Annotated in this window: 18 protein-coding genes and 1 riboswitch; of the genes, 13 read left to right on the forward strand and 5 right to left on the reverse strand. The window is 73.5% G+C overall.

The features are described 5' to 3' along the window. Positions 1-305: 305 nt before the first annotated feature. Positions 306-1367 (forward strand): helix-turn-helix transcriptional regulator, encoded by a 1062-nt coding sequence (locus ABD339_RS06110; RefSeq protein WP_344562928.1) that lies wholly within the window; start codon positions 306-308, stop codon positions 1365-1367. Here ABD339_RS06110 and ABD339_RS06115 read toward each other — a convergent pair. After that, entirely contained in the window at positions 1358-2317 is a 960-nt protein-coding gene (locus tag ABD339_RS06115) for an SDR family oxidoreductase (protein ID WP_344563109.1), read from the reverse strand. The genes ABD339_RS06110 and ABD339_RS06115 overlap by 10 nt on opposite strands. A gap of 242 nt (positions 2318-2559) precedes the next feature. Between ABD339_RS06115 and ABD339_RS06120 the strand changes: the two genes are divergently transcribed. The 4 genes from ABD339_RS06120 (at position 2560) to ABD339_RS06135 (ending at position 6480) form a co-directional block, all read left to right on the forward strand. Next, positions 2560-3084 (forward strand): DUF4240 domain-containing protein, encoded by a 525-nt coding sequence (locus tag ABD339_RS06120; protein ID WP_344563111.1) that lies wholly within the window; start codon positions 2560-2562, stop codon positions 3082-3084. Positions 3085-3200: 116 nt separating this feature from the next. Next, positions 3201-4091 carry a TIGR01777 family oxidoreductase gene (locus ABD339_RS06125; protein ID WP_344562930.1) on the forward strand — a complete coding sequence of 297 codons (891 nt, stop codon included), beginning with the start codon at positions 3201-3203 and terminating at the stop codon, positions 4089-4091. Positions 4092-4300: 209 nt separating this feature from the next. Beyond that, complete coding sequence (locus ABD339_RS06130; protein WP_344562932.1) at positions 4301-6061, forward strand: FAD-dependent oxidoreductase; 1761 nt, start codon at positions 4301-4303, stop codon at positions 6059-6061. A gap of 182 nt (positions 6062-6243) precedes the next feature. Further along, the gene (locus ABD339_RS06135; RefSeq protein WP_344563113.1) at positions 6244-6480 is read left to right on the forward strand and encodes a hypothetical protein; all 237 of its coding nucleotides are present in this window, start codon (positions 6244-6246) and stop codon (positions 6478-6480) included. A gap of 222 nt (positions 6481-6702) precedes the next feature. Here the strand turns inward: ABD339_RS06135 and ABD339_RS06140 are convergent, their stop codons facing one another. Continuing rightward, positions 6703-8970 (reverse strand): terpene synthase family protein, encoded by a 2268-nt coding sequence (locus ABD339_RS06140; protein ID WP_344562934.1) that lies wholly within the window; start codon positions 8968-8970, stop codon positions 6703-6705. Between the two features lie 330 nt (positions 8971-9300). Next, a riboswitch (cobalamin riboswitch) is annotated at positions 9301-9433 on the forward strand. A 32-nt stretch (positions 9434-9465) separates the two neighbouring features. On the opposite strand from ABD339_RS06140, the gene ABD339_RS06145 reads away from it, so the two are divergent. The 6 genes from ABD339_RS06145 to ABD339_RS06170 all read left to right on the forward strand — a co-directional run bounded on the left by ABD339_RS06145 (position 9466) and on the right by ABD339_RS06170 (position 16046). Continuing rightward, positions 9466-10464 (forward strand): ABC transporter substrate-binding protein, encoded by a 999-nt coding sequence (locus ABD339_RS06145; RefSeq protein ID WP_344562936.1) that lies wholly within the window; start codon positions 9466-9468, stop codon positions 10462-10464. Positions 10465-10467: 3 nt separating this feature from the next. Beyond that, complete coding sequence (locus ABD339_RS06150; RefSeq protein ID WP_344562938.1) at positions 10468-11493, forward strand: FecCD family ABC transporter permease; 1026 nt, start codon at positions 10468-10470, stop codon at positions 11491-11493. Between the two features lie 71 nt (positions 11494-11564). Then, a complete protein-coding gene (locus tag ABD339_RS06155; protein ID WP_344563115.1) occupies positions 11565-12326 on the forward strand; it encodes an ABC transporter ATP-binding protein in 762 nt (253 codons plus the stop codon). 41 nt (positions 12327-12367) lie between these two features. Then, entirely contained in the window at positions 12368-13195 is an 828-nt protein-coding gene (locus ABD339_RS06160; RefSeq protein ID WP_344562940.1) for a (2Fe-2S)-binding protein, read from the forward strand. Between the two features lie 121 nt (positions 13196-13316). Next, entirely contained in the window at positions 13317-14597 is a 1281-nt protein-coding gene (locus ABD339_RS06165; protein WP_344562942.1) for a DUF5685 family protein, read from the forward strand. Between the two features lie 276 nt (positions 14598-14873). After that, positions 14874-16046 (forward strand): hypothetical protein, encoded by a 1173-nt coding sequence (locus ABD339_RS06170; RefSeq protein WP_344562944.1) that lies wholly within the window; start codon positions 14874-14876, stop codon positions 16044-16046. A 573-nt stretch (positions 16047-16619) separates the two neighbouring features. Here ABD339_RS06170 and ABD339_RS06175 read toward each other — a convergent pair. Further along, positions 16620-18965, reverse strand: coding sequence for an AAA family ATPase (locus tag ABD339_RS06175; protein ID WP_344562946.1), 2346 nt, complete (start codon positions 18963-18965; stop codon positions 16620-16622). A 143-nt stretch (positions 18966-19108) separates the two neighbouring features. After that, entirely contained in the window at positions 19109-20017 is a 909-nt protein-coding gene (locus tag ABD339_RS06180) for an NmrA family NAD(P)-binding protein (RefSeq protein ID WP_344562948.1), read from the reverse strand. A 165-nt stretch (positions 20018-20182) separates the two neighbouring features. Here ABD339_RS06180 and ABD339_RS06185 point away from each other — a divergent pair, with 165 nt between their 5' ends. Further along, entirely contained in the window at positions 20183-20770 is a 588-nt protein-coding gene (locus ABD339_RS06185; RefSeq protein ID WP_344562950.1) for a TetR/AcrR family transcriptional regulator, read from the forward strand. Positions 20771-20881: 111 nt separating this feature from the next. Next, positions 20882-21739, forward strand: a complete 858-nt coding sequence (locus tag ABD339_RS06190; RefSeq protein WP_425575898.1) for a DUF1206 domain-containing protein — start codon at positions 20882-20884, stop codon at positions 21737-21739. A 228-nt stretch (positions 21740-21967) separates the two neighbouring features. Here the strand turns inward: ABD339_RS06190 and ABD339_RS06195 are convergent, their stop codons facing one another. Further along, entirely contained in the window at positions 21968-24187 is a 2220-nt protein-coding gene (locus tag ABD339_RS06195) for an NADP-dependent isocitrate dehydrogenase (RefSeq protein ID WP_344562952.1), read from the reverse strand. Between the last annotated feature and the right edge of the window lie 129 nt (positions 24188-24316).

Consider the following 24316-nt stretch of genomic DNA (forward strand, 5'->3'; position numbering starts at 1 on the left):
TGAGCGCTCTTGCTCGATGAGCGGGCGCTCAATGGTTCAGATGTGGCGTTCAGGGAACATGGGGCGAGCAAGGGCGGGGAGACGGGGCTTCCACGGGGACCCCACCCAACTGCCCCCCCCAGCCGGGGGGGGCAGTTGGGTGGGGTCCCGGACGGCGAGGCCAACGGCGTTGGGGGGGGCGAAGCCCCCGTCTCCCTACCTTTGTTCGCTCCCATGTTCCCTGAACGCCACATCTGAACCATTGAATGCGGGAGCATTGAGCAAGAGGGCTCAAAGGACCGGAAACCTACGGGGAGGGCACGCGTATGGGGGTACACCCGGCCGGAGGCTGGGGGCGTGCCTCGCGTCTCATCAAGATGGTGCTGCTTCTTCAGGCGCGGCGGGAGATGACCGCCGCGGAGCTCGCCGCAGAGCTGGAAGTCTCCGAACGCACCGTCTCCCGTGATGTGCTGGCGCTGTCCGAGGCGGGCGTGCCCGTGTACGCGGACCGGGGGCGGGCCGGGGGCTACCGGCTGGTGGGGGGCTATCGCACCCGGCTGACGGGGATGGGCCGCAGCGAGGCGGAGGCCCTGTTTCTGTCGGGGGTGCCGTCCGCGCTGCGGGACATGGGGCTGGCCGACGCGGCCTCGGCGGCGAAGCTGAAGGTCTCCGCCGCGTTGGATCCCGCGCTGCGGGACGCGCACGACAGCACCGCGCAGCGTTTCCATCTGGACGCGCCGGGCTGGTGGCAGGCTCCCGGGAGGCCCGCGCTGCTGCCCGCGCTCGCGGACGCCGTGTGGTCGGACCGGCGGGCCGCCGTCCGCTACCGCCGCAAGGACGGCGAGGTCGCGCGTGAACTGGAGCCGTACGGGCTGGTGCTGAAGGCGGGGCAGTGGTATCTCGCGGCGCGCGTGCCGGGGGGCGAGGGTGACCGGTACCGGGACGCGTGGCGGGTCTATCGCGTGGACCGGTTCACGGAGGTGACGGTTCACGATGACGTCTTCGCCCGGCAGGACGGCTTCGACCTGTCCGCGTTCTGGGCGGAGCACGCCGCCGCTTTCGCCCGCGCGATTCTGCGGGCCGAGGTGACCTTGCGGCTGTCGGAGGCGGGTGCGCGCCGACTGCGTCATGTCACCGACGGCGTCGCCGCCGAAGAGGCGCTGAGCGGCGGTTCCGTGGACGGCGAGGGGCGCACGACGGTGCGGCTGCGGGTGGAGAACGCGGAGGTCGCCTACAGCCAGCTGTCCGGGCTGGGGCCGGAGTGCGAGGTGCTGGCGCCGCCGTCGCTGCGTGCCCGTTTCGCGGAGGCGGCGCGGCGGACGGCGGCGCTGTACGCGGCGGACGACGGGGCTGCCGGGCCCGCCTCCGCCGCGGCGGATCAGCGGTAGCCGGTCACGTCCGCCGCTTTGCCGGGGTGCTGGATGTCGGTGATGTAGCGCCACGCGTCGGGCGCTGAGCCGTCCACGTCGGTGAAGCCGTAGACCTGGGCCAGGCCGCCGCTGGAGAGGGACTGGCCGTTGAAGCGGGCGAAGTCGGTGTCCGCGGCGAGCGCGGCGACGGCGCGGCCCACGTATACGGGGGTTTCGGAGATCGCGAAGTGCGGGTCCTGCGCGCAGCCCTCGCGCCAGTTCTCCTCGGTGACGTGGAAGTGGGTGTCGAGCATCGCCTCGGAGCGCAGCCAGCCGGGGGTGAGGCAGACGGCGGTCGTGCCGTGTTCCTTCGTCTCCTCGGCCAGCGCGCGGGCCAGTCGGAGGGGTCCGGCCTTGGCGAGGTCGTAGTAGACGGGCTCGCGGTAGTTGCGGTTGTACTCCTCGGTGCCGTCGGTGACCTCGACGACCAGCCCGCCGGGGCGCCGGATCAGCAGCGGCAGCGCGTAGTGGGCGGTGATCAGGTGGCTGTCGAGGCCGAGCCGCAGCACGCGCAGGCCGTCGGCCAGGTCGTGTTCCCAGATCTTCTTGCCGAATCCGACGAACCGGTCGCCGCCCCACAGGTCGTTGACCAGGATGTCGAGCCGTCCTTGCTCGTTGTCGATACGCGCCATCAGCTCGGCCACCTGTGCGGGCAGGAGATGATCGACCACGGCGGCCAGGCCGGTACCGCCGTGCTCCTGGCCGGCCTCGGTGGCCAGCTCGGCGGTCTCCTCGATGGTCTCGGTGGACCTGCCGACCTCGCTCACCCGGCGGGCCCCGGCGCCCGGGCGGCCGTCGCCGCGGGTGGTGCGGCCCGTCGCGTAGACCGTGGCGCCGGCGCGGCACAGCTCGACGGCCATGGCGCGGCCCGCTCCCCTGGTCGCCCCCGCGACGAGCGCGACCTTTCCGGCGAGCGGCCCCGGCCGGATTCCCGCGGTCCCGGCTGCCTCGTCCTCCGGGGCATCCCCTGTGGACCGTTCGCCGTGTGCGGCGTGTGCGTTCACGTACAGCTCCTCGTCCGATGCTTCCCTTACCGGCGACCACGCTGGCAGGAATACCGGTCAGCTTCTGTCGGGTATCGGGAGCGGGTTCCGGCCGCGTATAACGACACAGCCGCATCTGGCGCACTCCACGTGCGTGGCGGGGCCACAGGCCCGATGCTGGGGGCGTGATGGACGAGACGGAGTTCTGGGAGCTGATCGACTCCACCCGCCGGGCCGCCGAGGGCGACCCGGAGGAGCAGGCCGATCAGCTCGTCGCCCAGCTGACCAAGCTCGACCCGGAGGCCCTGACGTTCTTCGCCCGCCACTTCGAGTCCCGCTACAACCGCGCCTACCAGTGGGACTTGTGGGCAGCGGCCTGGATCCTGCTGGACGGCGCGAGCGACGATGTCTTCGACGCGTTCCGCTGCTGGCTCATCGGGCAGGGCCGGGAGGTCTTCGAGGGGGCGGCGCACGACGCCGACGCGCTGGCCGAGCTGCTTGCGGACTTCGACCCCGAGCTGGACGGCGAGGCGGAGGACCTGGGCTTCGCGGCGGACGAGGCGTACGAGCAGCTCACCGGCACCGTACTGCCCGACCTCGGGCTGCCCGAGCCGCCGCCCGATCCGGAGGGTGTGGCGCTGAACATGGAGGACCCGGCCGCGCTGGCCGAACGCCTGCCCGAGCTGTGGGCCCGGTTCAGAGCCGACGAGTAGCCCGTCCCCTCCGGCCTGTGGAGCGGGCCCGGCCGGTGGGCGGCCCAGGTCCGTGCGGCTGATCCGGCCCGCGGGGTGGCTCCGGTGCGGCGCGGCACGCGGTCTAAGGTCGCCCCATGCGTATCGCCGTCACCGGTTCCTCCGGACTCATCGGGTCCGCGCTCACCCGCTCCCTGCGCGCCGAGGGGCACGATGTCCTGCGCCTGGTGCGGCGGCCCGCGGCTGCCGCCGACGAGGTCGAGTGGAGCCCCGCCCGGCGGTACGTGGACACCTCGGGGCTCGCCGGCTGCGAGGCCGTCGTCCACCTGGCGGGGGCGGGGGTGGGCGACCACCGCTGGACCGCCGCGTACAAGCGGGAGCTGCTGGAGAGCCGGGTGCTCGGCACGACGGCCATCGCCGAGGCCCTCGCCTCGCTCGACGCGCCGCCGCACACGCTCATCGTCGGCACGGCCGTCGGCTACTACGGCGATACCGGCGACCGCGCCGTCGATGAGACGGCGGGGCCCGGCGAGGGCTTCCTCGCCGAGCTGTGCCAAGCGTGGGAGGCGTCCGCGCGGCCCGCGGAAGAGGCCGGAATCCGTACGGTGTACGGCCGGACAGGACTGGTGGTTTCCCGCCAAGGGGGCGCCTGGGGACGGCTCTTCCCCCTGTTCCGCGCCGGGCTCGGCGGACGGCTGGGGAACGGGCGCCAGTACTGGAGCCATATCGCGCTGCACGACCATGTGGCGGCGCTCAGGTTCCTGCTGGCGGAGCGGTCGCTCGCGGGGCCGGTGAACCTCACCGCGCCCGAGCCCGTCACCAACCGCGAGGCCACCGCGGCGATGGGGCGCGTGCTGCACCGCCCCACGCCGTTCGCGGTGCCCGGCTGGGCGCTGCGGATCGCGCTCGGGGAGTTCGCCTCGGACGTGCTGGGCAGCCAGCGGGTGGTGCCGACGGCGCTTTTGGGGGCGGGGTTCACTTTCGCGTTCCCCCGTCTCGACGACGCGATCCGCGCCGCGCTCGGCTGAGCCCGCGGTTCCCTCCCGCCGCCCGGCCGCCCCTGCTCCCGGGGTCCGGCCGCCGGGTGTGCCCCAGGGCGCCCCCTCGCGCGACGTACCGGTGGCGCGGTTCGCACGCCGACGCTACAACGCGGGTATGACGCGTGCCGCTTGGGGCATCAGGACGAGAGCGCACGCACAAACGGACCCGCACCGCGCGTCGACGACGGGGAGGAACCGTGCTGATCAGCAGCGCACGCGCAGGCTCAGGGCACACAGAAGAGGACGGTGAGGGAGCGGATGCCGTCGGCCGGGACGAGGCGGCGGATGTGGTGATCGTCGGTGCGGGGCTCGCGGGACTCGCCGCCGCGCACCGGCTGACGGACGCGGGACTCCGCGTCGTGGTGCTGGAGGCGGCCTCCCAGGTCGGCGGCAGGCTGCGTACCGAGCGGGTGGCGGGCTACCGCCTCGACCGGGGCCCGGGCCTGCTCACGCTGGACCAGGACGCGGGTGCTTTCGCACAGTTGCCCGCGCTGGACTCGCTGGTGCTGCGCCCGTTCGCGCCGGGCGCCCTGCTGCACTCCGAGGGCCGCAGCCTGCGCGTCGCGTCGCGCGGCGCGGACCGTACCTTCCGGACGGGGAGGGCCGCCAAAGCCGCCCGGGCAGCCGGGACCGCCAGGGGCGACCGGACCGCCGGGAGGAACAGCGCACACCCCGGAACCGGCGCGGCCGGGAGTGCGGCCGGAGGCGCCGCAGGCGGGGAAGAGACGCCCCGTGCGGAACTGCCCCCGCGCACACGGCTCGACCGGCGCACGAGGGGCACAGGGGGCGCGCTCACCACGGCGCGCGCGCTCTCCGGGGCCAGGAGCCGCGCCGATATGTCCGACGCGCTCGATCTGGCCCGGCTGCGCGCAGCGCTGGACCGCTATGCGGCGATGCCGCAGCAGAGTCTGCTGGAGCGGCCCGAACTCCCCGCTCTCCAGGCCCTGTCGGCGCGCGGGCTGCCCGCCCGTACGGTCGATTCGCTGGTGCGTCCGCTGCTGACGGCGCTGCTGTCCGACCCGGATCTGACGACGACCAGCCGGGTGGCGGACCTGACGCTGCGCGGTTTCGCGCGCGGGGGACTGTGCGTTCCGGCGGGCGGCCAGGGAGCGCTCCCCGAACTGCTGGCCGCCGCGCTGCCCGCCGGTACGGTCCGCACGGGCGTGCGGGTGACCTCGGTGAGCACCCACTCGGTGGGGACGGCGGGGCACGGTTCCTTCCCCTGCGAGGCGGTGCTGGTGGCGACGGGCGCCCGCTCGGCGGCCGAACTGCTGCCGGGGCTGCGCGTGCCCGGATTCCACCCGGTGACGGTGTTGCACCACGCGGTCGAAGAGCCGCTCCCCTGGAGCCGGTACGACCCGCGCGGGGCCTCGTTCACCGTCTGGGCCGGGCGGGCGCGGCGAACGGACCGCGCCGCGCACCGCACTCCGCGTATGCACCGCGCACCGCGCGTCGGCCGTCTGCCCCGCTCCGGACGCACGGAAGGCGGCGTTCCCTCCGGCGGACCGGGGGGCGGCGGACCGGGGCTCGGCGGACCGGGGGCCGACACGTATCCGGTCAGCCATACCTGGGTCGCCTCCGCCGTCGATCCCTCCCGCGCCGAGCCCGGCCGTACGCTCGTCACCTCCGTGGTGCTGGGCGCGCAGGCGGGCGAGCCGCCGGCGGCGCTGGACAAGGCCGCGCGGCTCCAGCTCTCCGGGGTCTACGGCACGTGCACGGACCGCTGGGAGCTGCTGGCCTCCTACTACGACCAGGACGCGGTCCCCGCGATGCCCGCGCCGCACGATCCGCGGCGGCCGGTGCGGGTGCTGGCCGGGCTGTATGTCTGCGGTGACCACAGGGACACCAGCACACCGCGCGGAGCGTTGCGTTCCGCCGAGCGTGCGACGGAGGAGATCCTGCGGGACTTCGGGCGTCCTGCGATGCCGGGAGAGCTTCCCGAGGAGACTGCCGCCTGATTCGAACAAAAATCCCGAACTCCCCAATGACCAGCGGGTTTTGTCAGTAGGGCGGGGTAGAATAGGGGGAGTTTCCAGCAAGCGCACCGACGATCTGGAGGAGGCCGTCGATGACTGCTGTCCGTACTCGCACCTCTCGTTCGCACCCCCGTCCCACCGCACATCAGCAGCCGTTGCCGAAGATGTCCACGCTGCCCGTCCTGCCGAAGAAGCCGCTGCCGGCCGGGCGCCCGAGGGAGTGGTACGAGACCCATAACCGCCAACTGAAGGCGATGCGCATCGCCATAGCGCTGCTCGACACCGGTGTCTACAGCGCAGCCCAGGCCGGCAATCCCACGATCAGGTACACCGCCGAGCGCATCGGGGTCCACCCCCCGTCCCTCACGACCTGCCACTTGGTGCGGGCCCTGCTCCCGTAACGGCCGCGCAGGGCGTCGGCCCACACGTCACATCCCTCGCCCCGTGCGCGTCCGGACGCGCACGGGGCGAGCGCCCCCAAAGGGGCGCGGGACCGTAGTCATGTGCGGCTCCGCCGCGTGGCGCGACCAGCCCAGCTCACACCCGCACCCTGCCAAACACCCCCAGAGGCATCCCGGACTCGGCACCGGCAGCAGCACGGTGGGCAACACAAAGACAGCCGGTCACACCCCGGAGCGCCACAGGCCAGGCCGCCTGGCCGCAGACGTGCCCAGTCCCGCCGGGCCGTCGAACGGCCAGTTCGGCGACGCATGGCGGCGCAGGTCGGCCTCCGTGTAGCGGCGGCAGTCGCGGTGCCACACGAGGATGCCCGACATCCAGTTCTCCAGCTCGCGCACATAGCCGTCGAGGGTGGCGCGCGCCTCGTCGTCCAGCGTGAAGTCGTCGTAGAGGACGGGCAGTTCGTGCGCCGCGACGTGCTGGAACTGGCGCATGCGCGAGGTCATCAGGTCATCCACGATGCGCAGCGCCGTCGGGTAGTCGCAGTCGAAGAAGTTGCGCACGACGAGCAGCCCGTTGTGGATCTCCCCCTCGAACTCGATCTCCTTCTGGTAGGAGAAGACGTCGTTGAGCAGGCAGCAGTAGTCGGCCGCCGCGTTCTCCAGGGACTTCACCGGGCGGCTGCGGTAGACCGCCTCCGGCACGGTGTCCGGGTGGGCGAGGCGGCACAGGCTCATGGTGAGGTCGGAGCCGAAGGTCAGCCGGCGCATCTCGATGTAGTCCACCGGGTCGGGGATACGGTTCTGCGCCTGGTTGTTCAGCTCCCACAGCCAGCTGTCGGCCATGACCTCGACGGCCCTGCGGAACGTGCGGCGTCCGGCCGCGCTCATCGGGCCCCCCGGACCCCCCTGGCACACCGTGCGCGTCCACAGGTCGGACAAGGCGCGCTCCAGCGGCCCTGCGGGCGGCGGCACGGGTTCGTCCTCGACGGGCATGAACGCGGAGAGCCGTTCCGTGCACAGCTTGGCCCCGGCCAGGTCGCGGGTGCGGCCGAAGCGGGCCGGATAGTAGTCATCGCCCCAGGTGCCCCAGGCCAGCCAGGCCGAGGTGAGGTCGAGCTGGTCAGGGGTGGCGCCGGGGTGGATGCCCGCCGCGCACAGCGGCAGGTCGTAGTCGCGGGCCAGCCGCTCGTCCCACACCCGGCCGCCGGGCACGTCGGGCTGCGGGCCCAGCAGGCCCGTCGCGTGCGCCCAGGCCACGACCCGTTCCCTGGCCCCGCCCAGGTGCGGGCTGAGCCGCGCGGTGAACGGCATCTCGAAGTCGGGCAGTCGGGAGGGGCCGGTGCGCTCGTACGGTACGTGGCTGAAGGCGCGGGCGCGCCGCACGTGGGCGCGGGCCCAGCTGGCCGCGAGGCCGGCCGCCGAGGTGCCGAGCCCGGTGGGCCCGAACGACGGTGCGGCGGGCGCCGCTGACGGGCTCCGGTGACCGGCTGCCCGGTTCATGTAGCGGCTGGAGCGCAGGTGCCATTCGTGACCGCCGGACTGCCAGTCCTGGAGCCCTTTGACGTACGCGGCGAGATCGGCGCGGGCCGCCGGTCCCAGGCCCTTCTCCTCGCACAGCGCGGGCACTTCGCTCAGCGCGGTGTGCTCGAACTGCTGGAGCCGGGAGGTGAGCAGGCCGTTGACGGATTCGGCCGCCTCCTGCGTGGTGCAGTCCAGGAACGTCTCCAGGACGAGGACGCCGTTGGACAGTTCGCCCTCCTCCTGGATCTCGCGCTCGTAGGAGAAGAGGTCGTTGCGCAGGTGCACGGCGTCCGAGAAGGAGTCGCGCAGCACGCACAGCGGGCGCGAGGCGGCCACCTCGGCGGGGACCTCGGCGTGCGCGGCGAACTCCACCAGCCCCGCCGACCAGGGGGCGCCGCCGACCTTGCGGCGCATCTCGATGTACTCGACGGGGTTGGGCACCCGGCCGATGTTGATGTTGGACAGCTCCCACAGCGACTCGTTGAGGAGGTTCTCGGTGCTCTCGGCGAAGCGGGCGCGCCAGCCCTCCGACATCGACGGCACGGTCCTGGCCCACAGGTCGGCCAGGCCCGCCTCGACGGGGTTGACCGGCTCGGGCACCGGCGCCGCGCCGTCCCGCGGCACCGACAGCGGCATGAACAGCGGCAGCCGGTCCAGATACGCCTTGGCGCCCTCGCGGTCCTGGCCGCGCTTGAACTCCTCCAGGAAGTGGTCGTCGAAGAAGAAGACCCACACGTACCAGTCGGTGACGAGGCTGAGGTCGGGCCCCGTGGCGTCCGGGTGGGTGTAGGAGCACAGGAGCGCGTAGTCGTGGTCTTCCAGATCCTGGGTGTCCCAGATCCCCGAGCCCTCCAGCATGCCCATCTCGCGGGCCCACTCGCGGGTGTGGGCGCGGGCCTCGTCGAGGTGGCGGTTGAGCCGGGCGGGGTAGGGGACGTAGAAGTCGGGCAGTTCGAAGGGTTGCGGCAACGTGTGGTTCCCCCCACTCAGGCACGGCGGACCGCGGCCTCGGCGGAGTCGGGCGACGGCCTCGGCGCGGCGGATTGCGGCCTCGACCTACCCCGGCGTCTCCCGGGGCCACCCTTTTACACTCGAAGGTGTGACACGTGGGCGGAGCCCGGTCGAACAGACCGGCCTCGAAACGCACTCCCCCTGTCCGCTGTTCCTGGCGAAGCAGGTGGGCGAGCCGGGCTCGTTCCCGCGGCGCCTGATGCCGTCTTCGGACGCCTCTTCGCGGGGGCGGCGGCCCCCGGGCCCGTTCGCCGCGCTCTGCCCGTGTGGAAGACTGCGGCGTACAACAATTCGATCGAGGCGGCAGAGGCCAGGAAGCCGGTGTGAACCCGGCACGGTCCCGCCACTGTGACCGGCCGGCGCCCGCGAACGCGCGGCGCCCGGCCGGGAGTCAGACACTGGGCTGCCGCCTTACCTCGACGCCAGGGGACGAGGATCCTCTGAGGAGGCGCCATGACTCGGCCGATACCGGCCGGGGCCCGCCGCGCTGTGCGCGCGGGCCTCACCTCGCTGCTGCTCTTCCCCCTTGCCGCCTGCGGTGGCGGCGGAGCGAAACCGGCCGCCGCGGGCGGCGGCACCCCCGCCAAGGGCTTTCCGTACACGGTCACCAACTGCGGGGTGAAGACGACCTTCACCGCACCGCCCAAGCGCGCCGTGACGATGAACCAGCACGTCACCGAGATCCTGCTGGCCCTCGGTCTCCAGGACAAGATGGCGGGCACCGCCTACCTCGACGACGCGATCTCGCCGCGCTACGCGAAGGCGTACGGCAAGGTCAAGGTGCTGGCCAAGAAGTACCCGTCCGCCGAGACACTGCTGGCGGCCGGCCCGGACTTCGTCTACGGGGGTTACGCCAGCGCCTTCGACAAGACGGAGGGCCGCGAGCGGGCCGCGCTCAAGGACAGCGGCGTCGCCACCCGGCTGAACCTGGAGAGCTGCACCAAGGACGCGGGGGTGGACACCCTCCACCGCGAGATACGCGAGGTGGGCCGCGTCTTCGGTGTCCCCGCGCGTGCCGAGGCCCTGCTCAAGCGGCAGGACCGGCAGCTCGCCGCGACGGCGAAGCGGCTCGAGGGCGTGCGGAAACCGTCCGTTTTCGTCTACGACAGCGGCGACAGTTCCGCGTTCACGGCGGGCGGCGCGGGGATCGGCAACGACATCGTGAGCCGGGCCGGGGGCCGCAACGTCTTTTCCGGCATCCACAAGACCTTCGCCGATGTGTCCTGGGAGAAAGTCGTCGCGCGCAAGCCGGAGGTCGTGGTGATCTACGACTACGGCGGCACTCCCGTCGCGGCGAAGAAGAAGCGGCTGCTGAACGACCCGGCGCTGGCGGACGTCCCGGCGATCAAGCATCGCCGCTTCGCCGTGCTCCCGCTCTCCTCGGCCGTGCTCGGCCCCCGGGTGCCGGACGCGGTGGACGCGCTGGCCCGGCAGCTCCACCCGGACGCGTAGGCCGTGGGGGGCGGAGGACGCGGGGGCCCGCTGCGGTTCCTCGTGGTGACCGGGGTGCTGGGCGCCCTGCTGGTGCTCGGCGCGGTGGCGGGGCTGGCGCTGGGGTCGGCCCGGATACCGGTCGGCGAGGTGTGGCGCGTGCTGACGGGGCAGGCGCAGGCGGGGCCGTTCACCACGATCGTGCTCGATGTGCGGCTGCCGCGGGTGCTGCTGGCCGCCGTGGTGGGGGCGGGGCTGGCGCTGGTGGGCACCGTGCTCCAGGCGCTGGTGCGCAACCCGCTGGCCGACCCGTTCCTGCTGGGCATCTCCTCGGGCGCCTCCACGGGGGCCGTCGTGGTGGTGGTGCTCGGGGTCGGCGCCGTCTCCATGCCGTTCGGCGCCTTTGTGGGGGCGATGGCCGCGCTGCTCGTCGTCTACGCGATGGCCCGGCGCGGCGGGACGCTGACCACGGGGCGGCTGGTGCTGGCGGGGGTGGCGGTGCAGTACGTGCTCTCCGCGCTGACGAGCCTGCTGCTGGTGACTTCCTCGCAGGCCGAGCATCTGCGGGCGATCCTGTTCTGGACGCTGGGCGGCCTGGGCCAGGCCCGCTGGCACAGCCTGCTGCTGCCTGCGCCGGCGCTGCTGGTGGGGCTCGTGCTGCTGCTGGCGCTGGCCAGGCCGCTGGATCTGCTGCTGGTCGGCGAGGAGGGTGCCACCGTGCTGGGGCTGGATGCCGGGCGGTTCCGCGCCGCGGCGTTCGTGCTGGCCTCGCTGGTGACAGCCGTGCTGGTGACGGCCGCGGGGGCGATCGGCTTCGTCGGGCTGATGGTGCCGCACGCGGCGCGGATGGCGGTCGGCGCGGCGCACCGCGCGCTGTTGCCGGTCTCGGCGCTGGGCGGGGCCGTCTTCCTGGTGCTGGCCGATCTGGCGGCGCGTACGGTCGCGGCGCCCGAGGAGATTCCGGTCGGGGTCCTGACGGCGCTGACGGGCGGCCCGTTCTTCCTGTGGCTGCTGCGGCGCGGACAGCGCGCCGAGGGGGTGCCGGCGTGAGCACACGGGAGGCGCGGGCGGGGGCGGCCCGGTTGCGGGTGGCGGAGGTCTCGTACGCCGTACGCGACCGCATGCTCCTCGACGGCGTGACGCTGGAGGCCGGCCCCGGGGAGACCGTGGGCGTCGTCGGTCCCAACGGCAGTGGCAAGACGACCCTGTTGCGCTGCGTCTACGGCACCCTCTCCCCCGCCGCCGGGCGCATCCTGCTGGACGGCGCGGAGGCGGCGGCGCTCGGCGTCAAGGAGCGGGCGCGGCGGGTGGCGGCGGTGCCGCAGGAGGCGAGCGGCGGCTTCGAACTGACCGTACGGCAGGTGGTGGCCATGGGCAGGTCCCCGCACAAGCGGTTCTGGGAGGCGGATACGGCCCGCGACGCGGAGTACATCGAGGCGGCTCTGGAGCGGACGGGCGGCACGGCGCTGGCCGAGCGGAACTTCGACGGGTTGTCCGGCGGCGAGAAGCAGCGCGCGCTGGTGGCCCGCGCGCTGGTCCAGGCGCCGTCCCTGCTCGTCCTCGACGAGCCGACCAACCACCTCGACGTGCGCTACCAGCTCGAACTCCTGGCCCTCGTGCGCGGCCTGGGCACCACCAACCTGCTGGCGCTGCACGACCTCAACCTCGCCGCGCACTTCTGCGACCGGCTGTATGTGCTCGACTCCGGCCGCGTCGTTCGCAGCGGCACGCCCGAGGAGGTGCTGACGGCGGAGATGCTGGCCGAGGTGTACGGCGTGCGGGCCGAGGTGAGCACCCATCCGACGACCGGGGCACCGACGGTGGTCTACCTGCCCCCGGACCCGGCCTCCGCACCCCGCGAAGGCCGGGTGAGCGCGCGATGAGGGAGCAAGGGGAGACCCAACACCCGCCCAGAGAAAGGGAGTTGGATGACCCTCCCGCACGGGCACTGGACGAGCTGACGGCGCTGACCGCTCTCACCGGGCTCGCCTCGGCGCACGGGGCCCGCTACCACCTCCTGGCGGGCGAGCCGCCACCCTCCGAGGCCGCCGCATGGCTGCCCGCCGACCGGCTGCTCGCGCCCGGCACCCCGGAGCTGGAGCGGCTCCTGGATGCCGAGCACCAGGGCAGCGGCCACCGTACACGGCACGCCGCCGCGCTCACCCTGATCGCCGTCTACGCCGGACGCGTCACGGCCGCCGCCGTACTGAACTGGGCACTGGACGGGCGAGTCTGGGACCTCCGGCCGCACAACGTCCTGGTCAGACCGGGGCAGCACGGTATCGACGGGGTCCGGATGCGCGTGCCGGCGCTGCTGGCCGACCCCGCGGCAGCACCGGGAGCGGCAGCAAAGGCCCGGCGAGCCGCGCTTCCCGCGCTGCACGAGGCGGTGCTGGACTCCCATCTGCTGCCGCTCGCCGAGGCGCTGCACCGCGCCACCCGGGCCGGTCTTCGGCAGTTGCACGGCGGGGTCGCACACGGCTGCGCCACGGCGCTGTGCGCTCCGCCGCGCCTGGACGCGGAGGAACTCGCCGCACGCTGGGCCGAGTTCACGGCGCCACTGCCCGCGCTGGCCCGGCTCGGGGAGCCGGTGGCGGTCGTCGGCGCCACCGGCCGCCGACACCTGCGCTATCTGCGCCGCACCTGTTGCCTCTACTACACCAGCGCGGAGTCCGTACGCTGCGCGAGCTGCTGCCTCACCCCGCGCGCCGAGCGGATCCGCGCCTACGCGGCCCGTCTCGGCGCCACTTGAGACGAGGCCGCCTCGGCGCCACCTGAGACGGCGCCGCCGCTGCCCGTGGACAGCGCCGTGGCGATCGTGGATACGATCGCCGTACTGCACCGGTATCGCACAGACGTACGGGGGATTTCAGGTGTTCGGAATAGTCAGGCCCTGCCGCCATCGCCTCTCCGAGGCGCTCAGAACCGAGTGGATGGCGCACCTGTGCGGGCTGTGCCTCACCTTGCGCGGGGACCACGGGCAGTTCGCGCGGATCGCCACCAACTACGACGGGCTGCTGGTGTCGGTGCTGACCGACGCGCAGACCGGCCGCGCCGACGCCGGCCGGCGCACCGCCGGGCCGTGCCCGCTGCGCGGTATGCGTACCGCCTCGGTGGCGCGGGGCGAGGGCGCGCGGCTGGCGGCCTCCGTCTCCCTCGTGCTGGCCTCGGCCAAGGTCCGCGACCACATCGCCGACGGCAACGGGATGCTGCGCCGCCGCCCGCTCGCCCTCGCCGCGCGCAAGGTCGCGCGCGGCTGGGACCGGGCCGGTGCGCGCTCGGGCGGCACGCTGGGCTTCGATACGGCGGTGCTGGTCGAGGCGGTGGACCGGCAGACCGGTATCGAACTGCTCGCGGGCCCCGGCACCCCGCTGACGGCCGTCACCGAGCCGACGGAGACGGCCACTTCGGCGGCGTTCGCCCACACCGCGAAGCTGGCGGGGCGGCCGGGGAACGCCGCGCCACTCGCCGAGGCCGGACGGCTGTTCGGGCGGCTGGCGCATCTGCTGGACGCCGTGGAGGACCGCGCGGCGGACGCCGCCGAGGGCGCCTGGAACCCGCTGACCGCCACCGGCGCCGGACTCGCCGAGGCGCGGCGGCTGTGTGACGACGCGCTGCACGGCATCCGCCTGGCGCTGCGCGAGGTCGAGTTCGCCGACCCGGCGCTGGCCCACACGCTGCTGGTGCACGAGCTGCCCCGTTCGGTGGACCGCGCGTTCGGCACCACCACCTGCGCCCACCAAGGGCAGCAGCCGGGCGGCCCGTACCCGTTCGGCCGGCAGCCACCGCAGGGTCAACCGGCCTACGGCCAGGGGCCGCTGGGGCTCAACGGGCCCCAGCACCCGTACGCGGGCGACCGGATACCGCCCGGCGGCGGAGACGGCGGCCACAGCGGCGGGCCGGGGGGCTCCGGCGGCTGGGGGCCCCACCTGCCGCCGGAGCCGCCCGGCCGGAAGCCGCCGCGCGGGCTCCTCGCCGGGTGCGGGGTGTTCCTGGGCCTGTGCTGCACCTGCAAGATGTGCTGCGCGAGCGAGTACGAGGGCCCCTGGTCCCGCAAGTCCCGCGAGGGCTGCTGCCAAAGCTGCGACGGTTGCGATTGCTGCGACAGCTGCGATTGCTGTGAGTGCTGCGGCTGTTGCGACTGCGGGGGCTGAGGCCGGACCTCGCCGTCCGACGCTCCACACCGGGCGGGCCGGTGCGGGGCAGCGCCGCGCGGGGCCGTGCGGTGCGGGTCCAGGATTCTGCAAGGACATGGCAAGGGATCCGTCACACCGGCCGGGCAGAGGCTCTTCAGAAGACGCGCAGCGATCTCGAAGAGTCGGGGGTGGCCCAGTTTGTCTGCGTTCGAAGAGGCATTACCTGCATTCGAAGAAGCACATGGCCTCATACACGCTCCGGGGAAGGAGCCGGGCGGCCGTCAGTGGCTCACCATGACGGACCGCAAGACGGTGCTGGTGGTCGTGCACACCGTCGTCTACGGGCGGCGGCTGCTCGACATCTTCCCGCTGCTGGGGGCGGACTTCAGGGTTCAGGTGCTGTTCACAGCGCCGCCGCACGCCTTCCAGGACGGCGTGGAGCAGTTCCTGCGGGGGCTCGGCAGCGCGGTGGTGCCATGGAGCCAGGCGGTGCGGATGCGCTTCGATCTGGCGCTGGCGGCCGGTCCGCGCGGCATGGAAGAGGTGCGGGCGCCGGTCGTCATGGTCCCGCACGGGGCGAACTTCCTGAAGCGCATGGTGGGAGAGGCCAACTCCCCGGTCCCCGGGCTGCGTCCGGGCGACCTGGCACCGGGCGGCGGGAAGCTGCCCGCCGCCGTGGTCCTCGCACACCGCGCCGACACGCGGGAGCTGGCCCGGACCTTCCCTGGGGCGCTGCCGCTCGCCGCGGTGGCCGGGGACCCGGTGCACGACCGGATGACGGCCAGCTTGCCGGCGCGGGAGCGCTACCGGGCGGCGCTCGGTCTGCGCGCGGGGCAGAAGCTGCTGGCGCTGACCACCACGTGGGGGCCGCGGTCGTTCTTCACCCGCTTCGAGGCGTTACTGCCCTGGCTCGCCGAGCAGGCAGGGCGGGCGGACATCCGCGTCGTGGCGCTCATCCACACCAACGTGTGGTCCGGCCACGGCGCGTGGCAGGTGCGGTCGTGGCTGTCCCGGTGCCGCGCGTGGGGCGTGCACCTCGTCCCGCCGACCGCCGACTGGCGTGCCACCGTCCTGGGCGCCGACTGGGTCATCGGCGATCACGGCTCGGCCACGCTCTACGCGACCCTGACCGGGGCCCCGGTCCTGCTGGCCGCGACACCCGAGCAGGAGATCAACCCGCGCTCCCCGGCCGCCGCGTTGGCCCGCGTCGCGCCCGCCCTCAGTCCGGCCCGCCCGCTGACGGAACAGCTCGCGTACGCGGCGGAGGAGTACCGGCCGGAGGAGTACGCGCCCATCACGAGCCGGATCACCTCGGAGCCGGGGCGGTTCAGCCGGAACATGCGCGCCTTGATGTACCGGCACCTGGGCCTGGGCCAGCCCGCCTACCCGGCCGAGACACGGCCCTTGCCGATGCCGCCGCCGCTGCGGGAAGGCGACGCGGACGAGGTGTGGGAGGTGACCGCGTGAACGGGCGGGAGGCGGAGGGGCGCGCGCTGCGGCGGCGCTCCCGGGCACCGGCATCGACGCGGGTGTGGCTGTGCGGCGAGGCCGCGGACGGGCGCGGGCGCACGGGTCTCGCGCTGGCCGCCGCGCAGCCGCTGACCGACGGGTTCGTCGCCACGGCGGTCGTCGGCCTCGGCCGCCGGGGCGCCCCGCGACAGCCGTACGCCCCGCGGCGGCCGGGCGGTTCGGGGCAGCCGCGCGCGCTGCGGCAGCGCGGGCCGGTCGAGCGGGGGCTGCATCTCGCGCTGGACGTGGACGGGAACGCTCCGGCCGGACTGCTGGAGTGCGCCGACGTCCTGTACGGGCACCGCCCCCGGCCCCGGGGCGTGCTTCCGGCCCTGTCGCGGAGTCTGCTGGCGCAGTACCCCGGCTGCGCGTTCGTGGCCCTGCCCGGGGCGGGAGGGGTGTGGGCGGGAGCCGCGCGGACGGGTCCGACCCTGTGGTTCGCCGCACCCCACGGCGCCCGGCTGCTGCCGTCGTGCCTGTACGGGTGGCTCACGGCGGGCCACCTGGCCGGTGGGCCGGAGGTGGCGGGCGTCAGGATTCTGCCGTGCCTCCGGAGCGAGCCGGGCCGTCCGCGTCGCCTGGCCCGCGCGGGCGGTGGGGGGCTTCGGACTCGTCCTGCCCCGCCGGGCCAGGAAGGCGGCGCAACCGGTCCCGCAGCCGTGCCGCGTCGTGTGAGCTGACGCCGCTCCAGGCCGCGAGCCCCTGCTCGTACCAGGCGCGCGCGGCTCCGGCGTCGTGCTGGGTCTCCGCCAGGAGGCCCAGCATCTCCAGTGCGCGCCCCCGCCAGTGCGCGGAGCCCGCACGGGTGAACTCCTCCAGGGCGCGGGCCAGTTCGCGGGTGCCCGCCCCCATGTCACCGGCCCGGCCGTGCGCGAACCCGAGGAAGGCCAGCGCGCGGGCCTCGTCGTGCGGGTCATCGACGGTGCCGAGCGTGCGGTGCGCATGGGCGAAGTGCTCCACCGCCGCCGTCGGGTCTCCTGCCTCCAGGGCGATCTCGCCCAGAACGATCCGCGCCAAAGCCGCGCCCCGCAGGTATCCGATGCGCTCCCACACCTCGATCGCCTCCCGCAGCACGGGCACGCCCTCCGAGCCCCGGCCCGACTCGTACATGCAGGCACCGATCCCCAACAGAGCCTGCCCGTAGGGGCGTTCGGCGCCTTCGGCGCGGGCGGACGCCAGGGCCATCCGGTACCACTCGATGGCTTCCGGCAGCCGGCCGAGGCTGCTGAGGCCCGCCGCTCCCGAGGTGAGCATCTGCCGCTCGGCGGTCGCGTCGCATGCCTGGCGGGCGGCGGTCAGGCCGAGCCGGTGCGCCTCGATCCAGTCGTCGTAGTGGCGCAGCCGCAGGAAGAGCGGCCACATGCTGTCCGCGAGCTGCCAGACGGCGTGGTGCCACTTCCTGGCAGCGGCTTCCCTGAGCAGGCGCATCAGGTCGAGCCGCTGCGCGTCCAGCCAGGTCAGCGCGGCGGGCGGACTCTCGAAGCGCGCCACCAGCCCGGGCGGCGCCGCGTGTTCGCGGGCCAGTGGCCGCCGTGCGGGGACCAGCAGCCGTTCGGCCTCCGCGACGGCCGCCAGCCGCACATCGAAGGCCCGCCGCACGGTGGCCTCCCGGGTATCGTCGTCCGCCGCCGCACGTGCCCGCTCGGCCGCGTGCAGCCGTACGAGGTCGTGGAAGCGGTATCCCGCCGCGCCGTGGTCCTCCAGCAGGTTCGCCTCGGCCAGCGCCTCCAGCCGGGTCTCCGCCTCCGCGGGTGGCACCTGGCAGACGGCGGCGGCGAGGCGGGTGTCGAAGGCCAGCACGGGCAGCATCCCGAGCGCGCGGTAGAGCTGCGCCACCGGCTCGCTCAAGCCGGCGTAGGACTCGTCCAGCACTCCTCGCACGGCCCGTTCCCCCTCCACGTTGAGTACGGTGAGCCGCTCCTGTTCGCTGGAGAGCGCCTCGGCCATCGTTCCCACCGGCTGTTCCGGCCGGGCCGCGAGGCGCGCCGAGACCAGGCAGAGTGCCAGCGGCAGCCCCGCGCACAGCGCGACCACGCGTGCGGCTGCGGCGCTGTCCCGCTCGATGCGCTCGGAGCCGAGGCCGCGCCGGAGCAGTTCGGTCGCGGCGACGGGTGGCAGGGAGCCCAGCTCGTGCACGTCGGCGCCGTCCGTCCGCAGGCCGGTCAGCCGCCTGCGGCAGGTGACGGCGACAAGGCTGTCCGCTCCGCTCGGCAGCAGGGGCCGCACCTGTGCGGCGGTGAACGCGTTGTCCAGCAGGACGGCGATGCGCAGTTGGGCCGTCGCCGAGCGCCACAGCGCCATCTGCTCGGCCAGCCCGGCTGCCGGGGGCGCTCCGACGGCCCGCAGAAACTGTCCGAGCACCTCGCCGGGGGAAGCCGCGCCGTGTGCGGCGTGGCCCCGGAGGTCGGCGTAGAAGTGGCCGTCCGGGTACTCCTCGGTGAGGCCGCTCAGCCAGCGTGTGACCAGTGTGGTCTTGCCGACGCCCGCGGGGCCGGTGACCACGATCAGGGGTGGCGCGGAGGCTCCGCGCCGGGCGTGGAGTTCGTTCAGCGCGCGGATGTCGGATTCGCGGTCGGTGAAGTGGCGGGAAACAGGCGGCAGTTGGCGCGGGATCGGCCGGGGCGCGGGCGGCAGGTGCGCGTGAATGCCGCCGTGCACCGCTCCGGCCTGCACCGTCATTCCGCTGAGTGTCACCTGGCCGTCGATGATGTTGCGCGCGGGAGCGGCGCCGTCCGCGCGGGGCGCCTCCTCGGCTCCGGTATGCGGCGCATGGCCCCCCGCGGGGTGCGCCACGTCTTCCGGGGGCCGCGCCGCGCCTTCCGTGCGGTGCGGTTCCTCGCCTCCGGCGAGGTGTGAACCGTCGCTGTCCGCGCCCATATACCGCTCCCGCCCGACGTCCCCGTACATGCCCGGGACATATGACACCACCGTTGAACAGCTCTTTATGCCTTACCCAGCGGCAATGCCCCCAACGAGCCCTATCCGGCCAACAGTTCGGTGCGCCCCGGCCCTCGTCGCCGTCAGGCCGCCGAGAAGTGTTCGCGTGCCCAGGTGGCGAACGCGGTGACCGGAATACCGAGGGAGCGAGCGGTCTGCGGGTAGGCCGGCTGGACGACGGCGTTGTTCCACTCGTGGCCGGCGCCCCACGCCGGCATGCCTGCCGCGAGCGCCTCGGCCAGGTCCATCGAGGGCGCCACCACCGGAACGCCCCACACCGCGGACAGCGTGCGGGCGATCTGCCGCATCGTCAGCCGGTCACCGGCCAGTTCCAGCCGCACCTCGTGGAAGCGGTCGGGATCCTGGACAGCGTGCGCGACGGCGGCACCGATGTCCGCCGCGGCCACCAGTGCCAGCTCACTGTCCGGCTTGAGGACCGTCGCCAGCCCGCCTTCGGGGCCGTGCGGCACGAGCGCGCGCAGATTGTCCATGAAGAACGCGGGCTTCACCACGGTCCAACGGGCGAAGCCCGCCTGGCGCACCGCATCCAGGATCCGCTGCTTGGTGGTGAAGTACTCCTCCATGGCCGACCAGCGCCCTTCGGCCCAGCCGGGGGCCTGCGTATGCCGTCCGACACCGGCGGTGGAGGACTGGACGAACTGCCGGACCCCGGCGGCCTGTGCCGCCGCGATCAAGTTCGTGGCCTGGGCCAGTTCTCCGGCAAAGTCCACGCTGGTCTCCGTCATCGGCGGCATCTGCACGGAGAAGACCGCGCCCACTCCGCGCACCGCCGGAGCGAGGGAGTCCGGGTCGGCGAGGTCGCCCCGGACGAGTTCCGCGCCCTCGGCCTCGATGGCCTTGGCGCGCGGCGCGTGCGGGTCGCGCACCAGCGCGCGGACCGGCGTGCCCACGGCGAGCAGCGCCCGGGCCGCCGCCCCGCCCTGACGCCCGGTGGCGCCGGTGACCAGCACTGATTCAGCAGAGGTATTCATGATCGCGGCATTCCTTCTGGCTCGGCAGACAGAAACGGCGGGGCCCGCCGTTTTCTGTTGGATACGATATGGCGGGCCCCGCCACTTAGCAACATCACCCCTCAGCGACACCCCTCAGCGACATCACCACCCGGCGTCATCACCACCCAGCAACCTGGAGCGACCATGACCGGTCAGCGCTCGGACGCGCTGCGCAACTACCAGCGGATCCTCGCCGTGGCCGAGGACGAGATCGCGGAGTCCGGCGCGTCGGCCTCCCTCGAACGAGTGGCCCGCCTCGCGGGCGTCGGCTCGGGCACCGTCCGCCGCCACTTCCCCACGCGTCAGGCCCTGCTCGAAGCCGTCTTCCGGGAGCGCGTGCAGGCCCTCTGCGCGCGGGCGGGCGAGCTGAGCGACGACGGCGACAGCCGCGCGGCCCTGCTCTCGTGGCTGGCTGACCTCGTGGACTACTCGGTCTCCGCCCGCGGCTTCGCCGACACCCTCGCCTACGAGCCGCCCACCGAAGCCGCTTCCCCCGCCTCCTGCGGGACAGCGCTCGAAACCGCCGCCGCCACACTGCTGCGGCACGCCCAGCGGGACGGGGCCGTCAAGCCGGACGTGACCAGCCACGACCTGCTGACCGCCGCAGTGGGCATCGCACTGGCCACCGAACACCACCAGACTCCCGCCCGGCAGGCCGCACGCCTCCTGGCCATGTTCGTGGAGGGCCTCAGCCCCCAAGGACGCCCGAGCACGTCTCCGGGCAGGGCGTAGCCGGGGCCCACCGGCCGGTCGATGGCCGCCGACTCCCCGCCTACCGCGTGTGCTCCGTCCGCTCCGGGGCACCCGCGCCAGAAGCCGTCGGTGCGAGGTATCGGAGGGGTTATGGGGATATCCGTCGCAAGGGCGTACAGCCGGGGCAACACGCGCAGAGCGAGGGCCAACGCGCGCCCCGTGGTCAGTGGGGCCGCGCGGGCCGGGTTCGCGGCGCGCGGCGTCATCTATCTGCTGGTGGGGCTGCTGGCGCTGCAAGTCGCCTTCGCGGGCGGCGAGAAGGGCGGGGGCGGGCAGGCCGACCGGGGCGGCGCTCTGCAGGAGGTGGCGCGGCAGCCGTTCGGCGCCTTCCTGCTGTGGGCGCTGGGGCTCGGGCTGGCGGGCATGGCGCTGTGGCGGCTGTTCGAGGCGCTGTTCGGCGCGGCCGAGCCGGACGGGCACAAGGTGCGCAAACGGCTGCTGTCGGCGGCCCGCGCGGTCTTCTACGGGTTCGTCGGCTACTCCGTGCTGGCCTTCGCCGCGGGGGACAAAGGAAGCGGAAGCGGCGCGAGCGACAAGCAGTCGCAGGATGTGACGGCCAGGGCCCTCGGACTGCCGGGCGGGCAGTGGCTGGTGGGGATCGCGGCGGCCGGAGTCGTCGTCGCGGGCGGGTGGATGGCGGTGAGGGCGCTGCTGCGCAAATACCACGACCAGCTGCGCATGGGCCGGCTGTCGCGCGGCCAGCGGCGGCTGGTGGACAGCACAGGTGTCGCGGGCGGGGCGGCACGGGGGCTGGTATTCGCGGCGGCGGGCGCGTTCGCGGTGCGGGCGGCCGTCGAGTACGAGCCGGACAGGGCCAAGGGCCTGGATGACACCCTGCGCTCCTTCACCGACACCCCGGCGGGACCGTGGCTGCTGGCGGCGGTGGCGCTGTGCCTCGCGCTCTTCGGGGTCTTCTCCTTCGCGGTCGCGCGCTGGCGCAGGGTGTGACGTACCGGTACGGGAACTCGTGACGCCCCGGTGCGAGGTAACGCGACGTAAGCGGAAGGGTCCCGGGAGCGGCGGACTGCCACTCACGGGACCCTTCTCCTGCGCCCGGATGCCTCTCCGGAGCCGAGGGGATTCCCGGCGCCGGAGCCCAGGGAGATCCTCGGCTCCGGCGCGTCCGGATGCCTCGGCTCAGCGCGGCGAGCGCGTCAGCTCAGCGCGGCGAGCGCGTCAGCTCAGCGCGGCGAGCGCCTCGTTGAGGGTCTTCGAGGGGCGCATGACGCCCGCGGCCTTGGCCGGGTCCGGCTGGTAGTAGCCGCCGATGTCGGCCGGGGAGCCCTGGACGGCGAGCAGCTCGTCGACGATGGTCCGCTCCTGCTCGGCCAGGGTCTGGGCGAGCGCGGAGAACGCCTGCGCGAGCTGGGTGTCCTCGGTCTGCCAGGCCAGCTCCTGCGCCCAGTACAGGGCCAGGTAGAAGTGGCTGCCGCGGTTGTCGATGCCGCCGAGCTTGCGGCTGGGCGACTTGTTCTCGGCGAGGAAGGTGCCCGTGGCGCGGTCGAGGGTGTCCGCGAGGATCTGGGCGCGCGCGTTGCCCGTCTTCTGCGCGAGGTGCTCGAAGCTGACCGCGAGCGCGAGGAACTCACCCAGGCTGTCCCAGCGCAGGTAGTTCTCCTTGACGAGCTGCTGCACGTGCTTGGGCGCCGAGCCGCCGGCGCCGGTCTCGAACAGCCCGCCGCCGTTGATCAGCGGGACGACCGAGAGCATCTTGGCGCTGGTGCCCAGCTCCAGGATGGGGAACAGGTCGGTCAGGTAGTCGCGCAGCACGTTGCCGGTGACGGAGATCGTGTTCTCGCCCCGGCGGATGCGCTCCAGGGAGAAGGCGATCGCGTCCACGGGCGACATGATCTCGATGCGCAGGCCCTCGGTGTCGTGCAGGGCGAGGTACTGCCGGACCTTCGCGATCAGGTTGGCGTCGTGCGCGCGGCCCGCGTCCAGCCAGAAGACGGCCGGGTCGCCGGTCGCACGGGCCCGGGTGACGGCGAGCTTGACCCAGTCCTGGATCGGGATGTCCTTGGTCTGGCACATCCGGAAGATGTCGCCCTCGCCGACGGCCTGCTCCAGCACGGCTTCGCCCGCGCCGTCCAGCACCCGCACCGTACCGGTGGTGGGGATCTCGAACGTCTTGTCGTGGCTGCCGTACTCCTCGGCCTTCTGCGCCATCAGACCGACGTTGGGCACCGAGCCCATGGTGGCCGGGTCGTAGGCGCCGTGGGCGCGGCAGTCCTCGATGACGGCCTGGTAGATGCCCGCGTAGCTGCTGTCCGGGATGACCGCGAGGGTGTCCTGCTCCTGGTCGTCCTTGTTCCACATGTGGCCCGAGGTGCGGATCATCGCGGGCATGGACGCGTCCACGATGACGTCGCTGGGCACGTGCAGGTTGCTGATGCCCCGGTGCGAGTCGACCATCGCCAGGTCGGGGCCCTGCGCCAGCTCGCTGTCGAAGGACGCCTTGATCTCGGCGCCCTCGGGGTGCGACTCCAGGCCCTTGTAGATGCCGCCGAGACCGTCGTTGGGGGTGAGCCCGGCGGCGGCCAGCTTGTCGCCGTAGGCGGCGAACGTCTTGGGGAAGAACGCGCGCACCGCGTGACCGAAGATGATCGGGTCGGAGACCTTCATCATCGTCGCCTTCAGGTGCACGGAGAAGAGCACGCCCTCGTCCTTGGCGCGGGCGACCTGCGCGGCGAGGAATTCGCGCAGCGCGGCGACGCGCATGACGGAGGCGTCCACGACCTCACCGGCCAGCACCGGCACCGACTCGCGCAGCACGGTGGTGCTGCCGTCGTCGCCGGTCAGCTCGATGCGCAGCACGCCGTCCTCGGCCAGGACCACGGACTTCTCGGTGGAGCGGAAGTCGTCGCCGTCCATGTGCGCGACGTTGGTCTTGGAGTCGGCCGACCAGGCGCCCATGCGGTGCGGGTTCGAGCGGGCGTAGTTCTTGACCGAGGCGGGGGCGCGCCGGTCGGAGTTGCCCTCGCGCAGCACCGGGTTGACGGCGCTGCCCTTGACCTTGTCGTAGCGCTCGCGTACGTCGCGCTCCTCGTCGGTCTTCGGGTCGTCGGGGTAGTCCGGCAGCGCGTAGCCCTGCTCCTGGAGCTCCGCGATGGCGGCCTTGAGCTGCGGGATGGACGCCGAGATGTTCGGCAGCTTGATGATGTTGGCCTCGGGCGTCTTGGCCAGCTCACCGAGCTGGGAGAGGGCGTCCTCGATGCGCTGCCCCTCCTCCAGACGCTCGGGGAAGCCGGCGATGATCCGCCCGGCCAGCGAAATGTCGCGGCTCTCCACGGCGACACCCGCCGTGGAGGCGTATGCCTCGACCACGGGCAGGAACGAATACGTCGCCAGGGCCGGGGCCTCGTCAGTGTGCGTATAGATGATGGTCGAGTCAGTCACCGCTACTCCGCTTCGCGTCTACATCGTCTCGACATCAAGATATCTCGTGGTGCGGCCCATGCGGACAGCGCCCCTTTCCCGGAAATCTCCGGGACGGCCGGAGCGGGCGGTACGGCGTCCCGGCGGCGG

The sequence above is a fragment of the Streptomyces axinellae genome (genome assembly GCF_039532135.1).
In the GTDB taxonomy this organism is placed as follows: domain Bacteria; phylum Actinomycetota; class Actinomycetes; order Streptomycetales; family Streptomycetaceae; genus Streptomyces; species Streptomyces axinellae.

Bases quoted from the DNA above. Each gene is read 5' to 3' on its own strand.
- ABD339_RS06135 (WP_344563113.1), top strand. From the start codon at position 6,244: ATGTCCACGCTGCCCGTCCTGCCGAAGAAGCCGCTGCCGGCCGGGCGC.
- ABD339_RS06120 (WP_344563111.1), top strand. From the start codon at position 2,560: ATGGACGAGACGGAGTTCTGGGAGCTGATCGACTCCACCCGCCGGGCC.
- ABD339_RS06180 (WP_344562948.1), bottom strand. From the start codon at position 20,017: ATGAATACCTCTGCTGAATCAGTGCTGGTCACCGGCGCCACCGGGCGT.
- ABD339_RS06145 (WP_344562936.1), top strand. From the start codon at position 9,466: ATGACTCGGCCGATACCGGCCGGGGCCCGCCGCGCTGTGCGCGCGGGC.
- ABD339_RS06185 (WP_344562950.1), top strand. From the start codon at position 20,183: ATGACCGGTCAGCGCTCGGACGCGCTGCGCAACTACCAGCGGATCCTC.
- ABD339_RS06190 (WP_425575898.1), top strand. From the start codon at position 20,882: ATGGGGATATCCGTCGCAAGGGCGTACAGCCGGGGCAACACGCGCAGA.
- ABD339_RS06175 (WP_344562946.1), bottom strand. From the start codon at position 18,965: ATGGGCGCGGACAGCGACGGTTCACACCTCGCCGGAGGCGAGGAACCG.
- ABD339_RS06155 (WP_344563115.1), top strand. From the start codon at position 11,565: ATGCTCCTCGACGGCGTGACGCTGGAGGCCGGCCCCGGGGAGACCGTG.
- ABD339_RS06170 (WP_344562944.1), top strand. From the start codon at position 14,874: ATGACGGACCGCAAGACGGTGCTGGTGGTCGTGCACACCGTCGTCTAC.
- ABD339_RS06110 (WP_344562928.1), top strand. From the start codon at position 306: ATGGGGGTACACCCGGCCGGAGGCTGGGGGCGTGCCTCGCGTCTCATC.
- ABD339_RS06125 (WP_344562930.1), top strand. From the start codon at position 3,201: ATGCGTATCGCCGTCACCGGTTCCTCCGGACTCATCGGGTCCGCGCTC.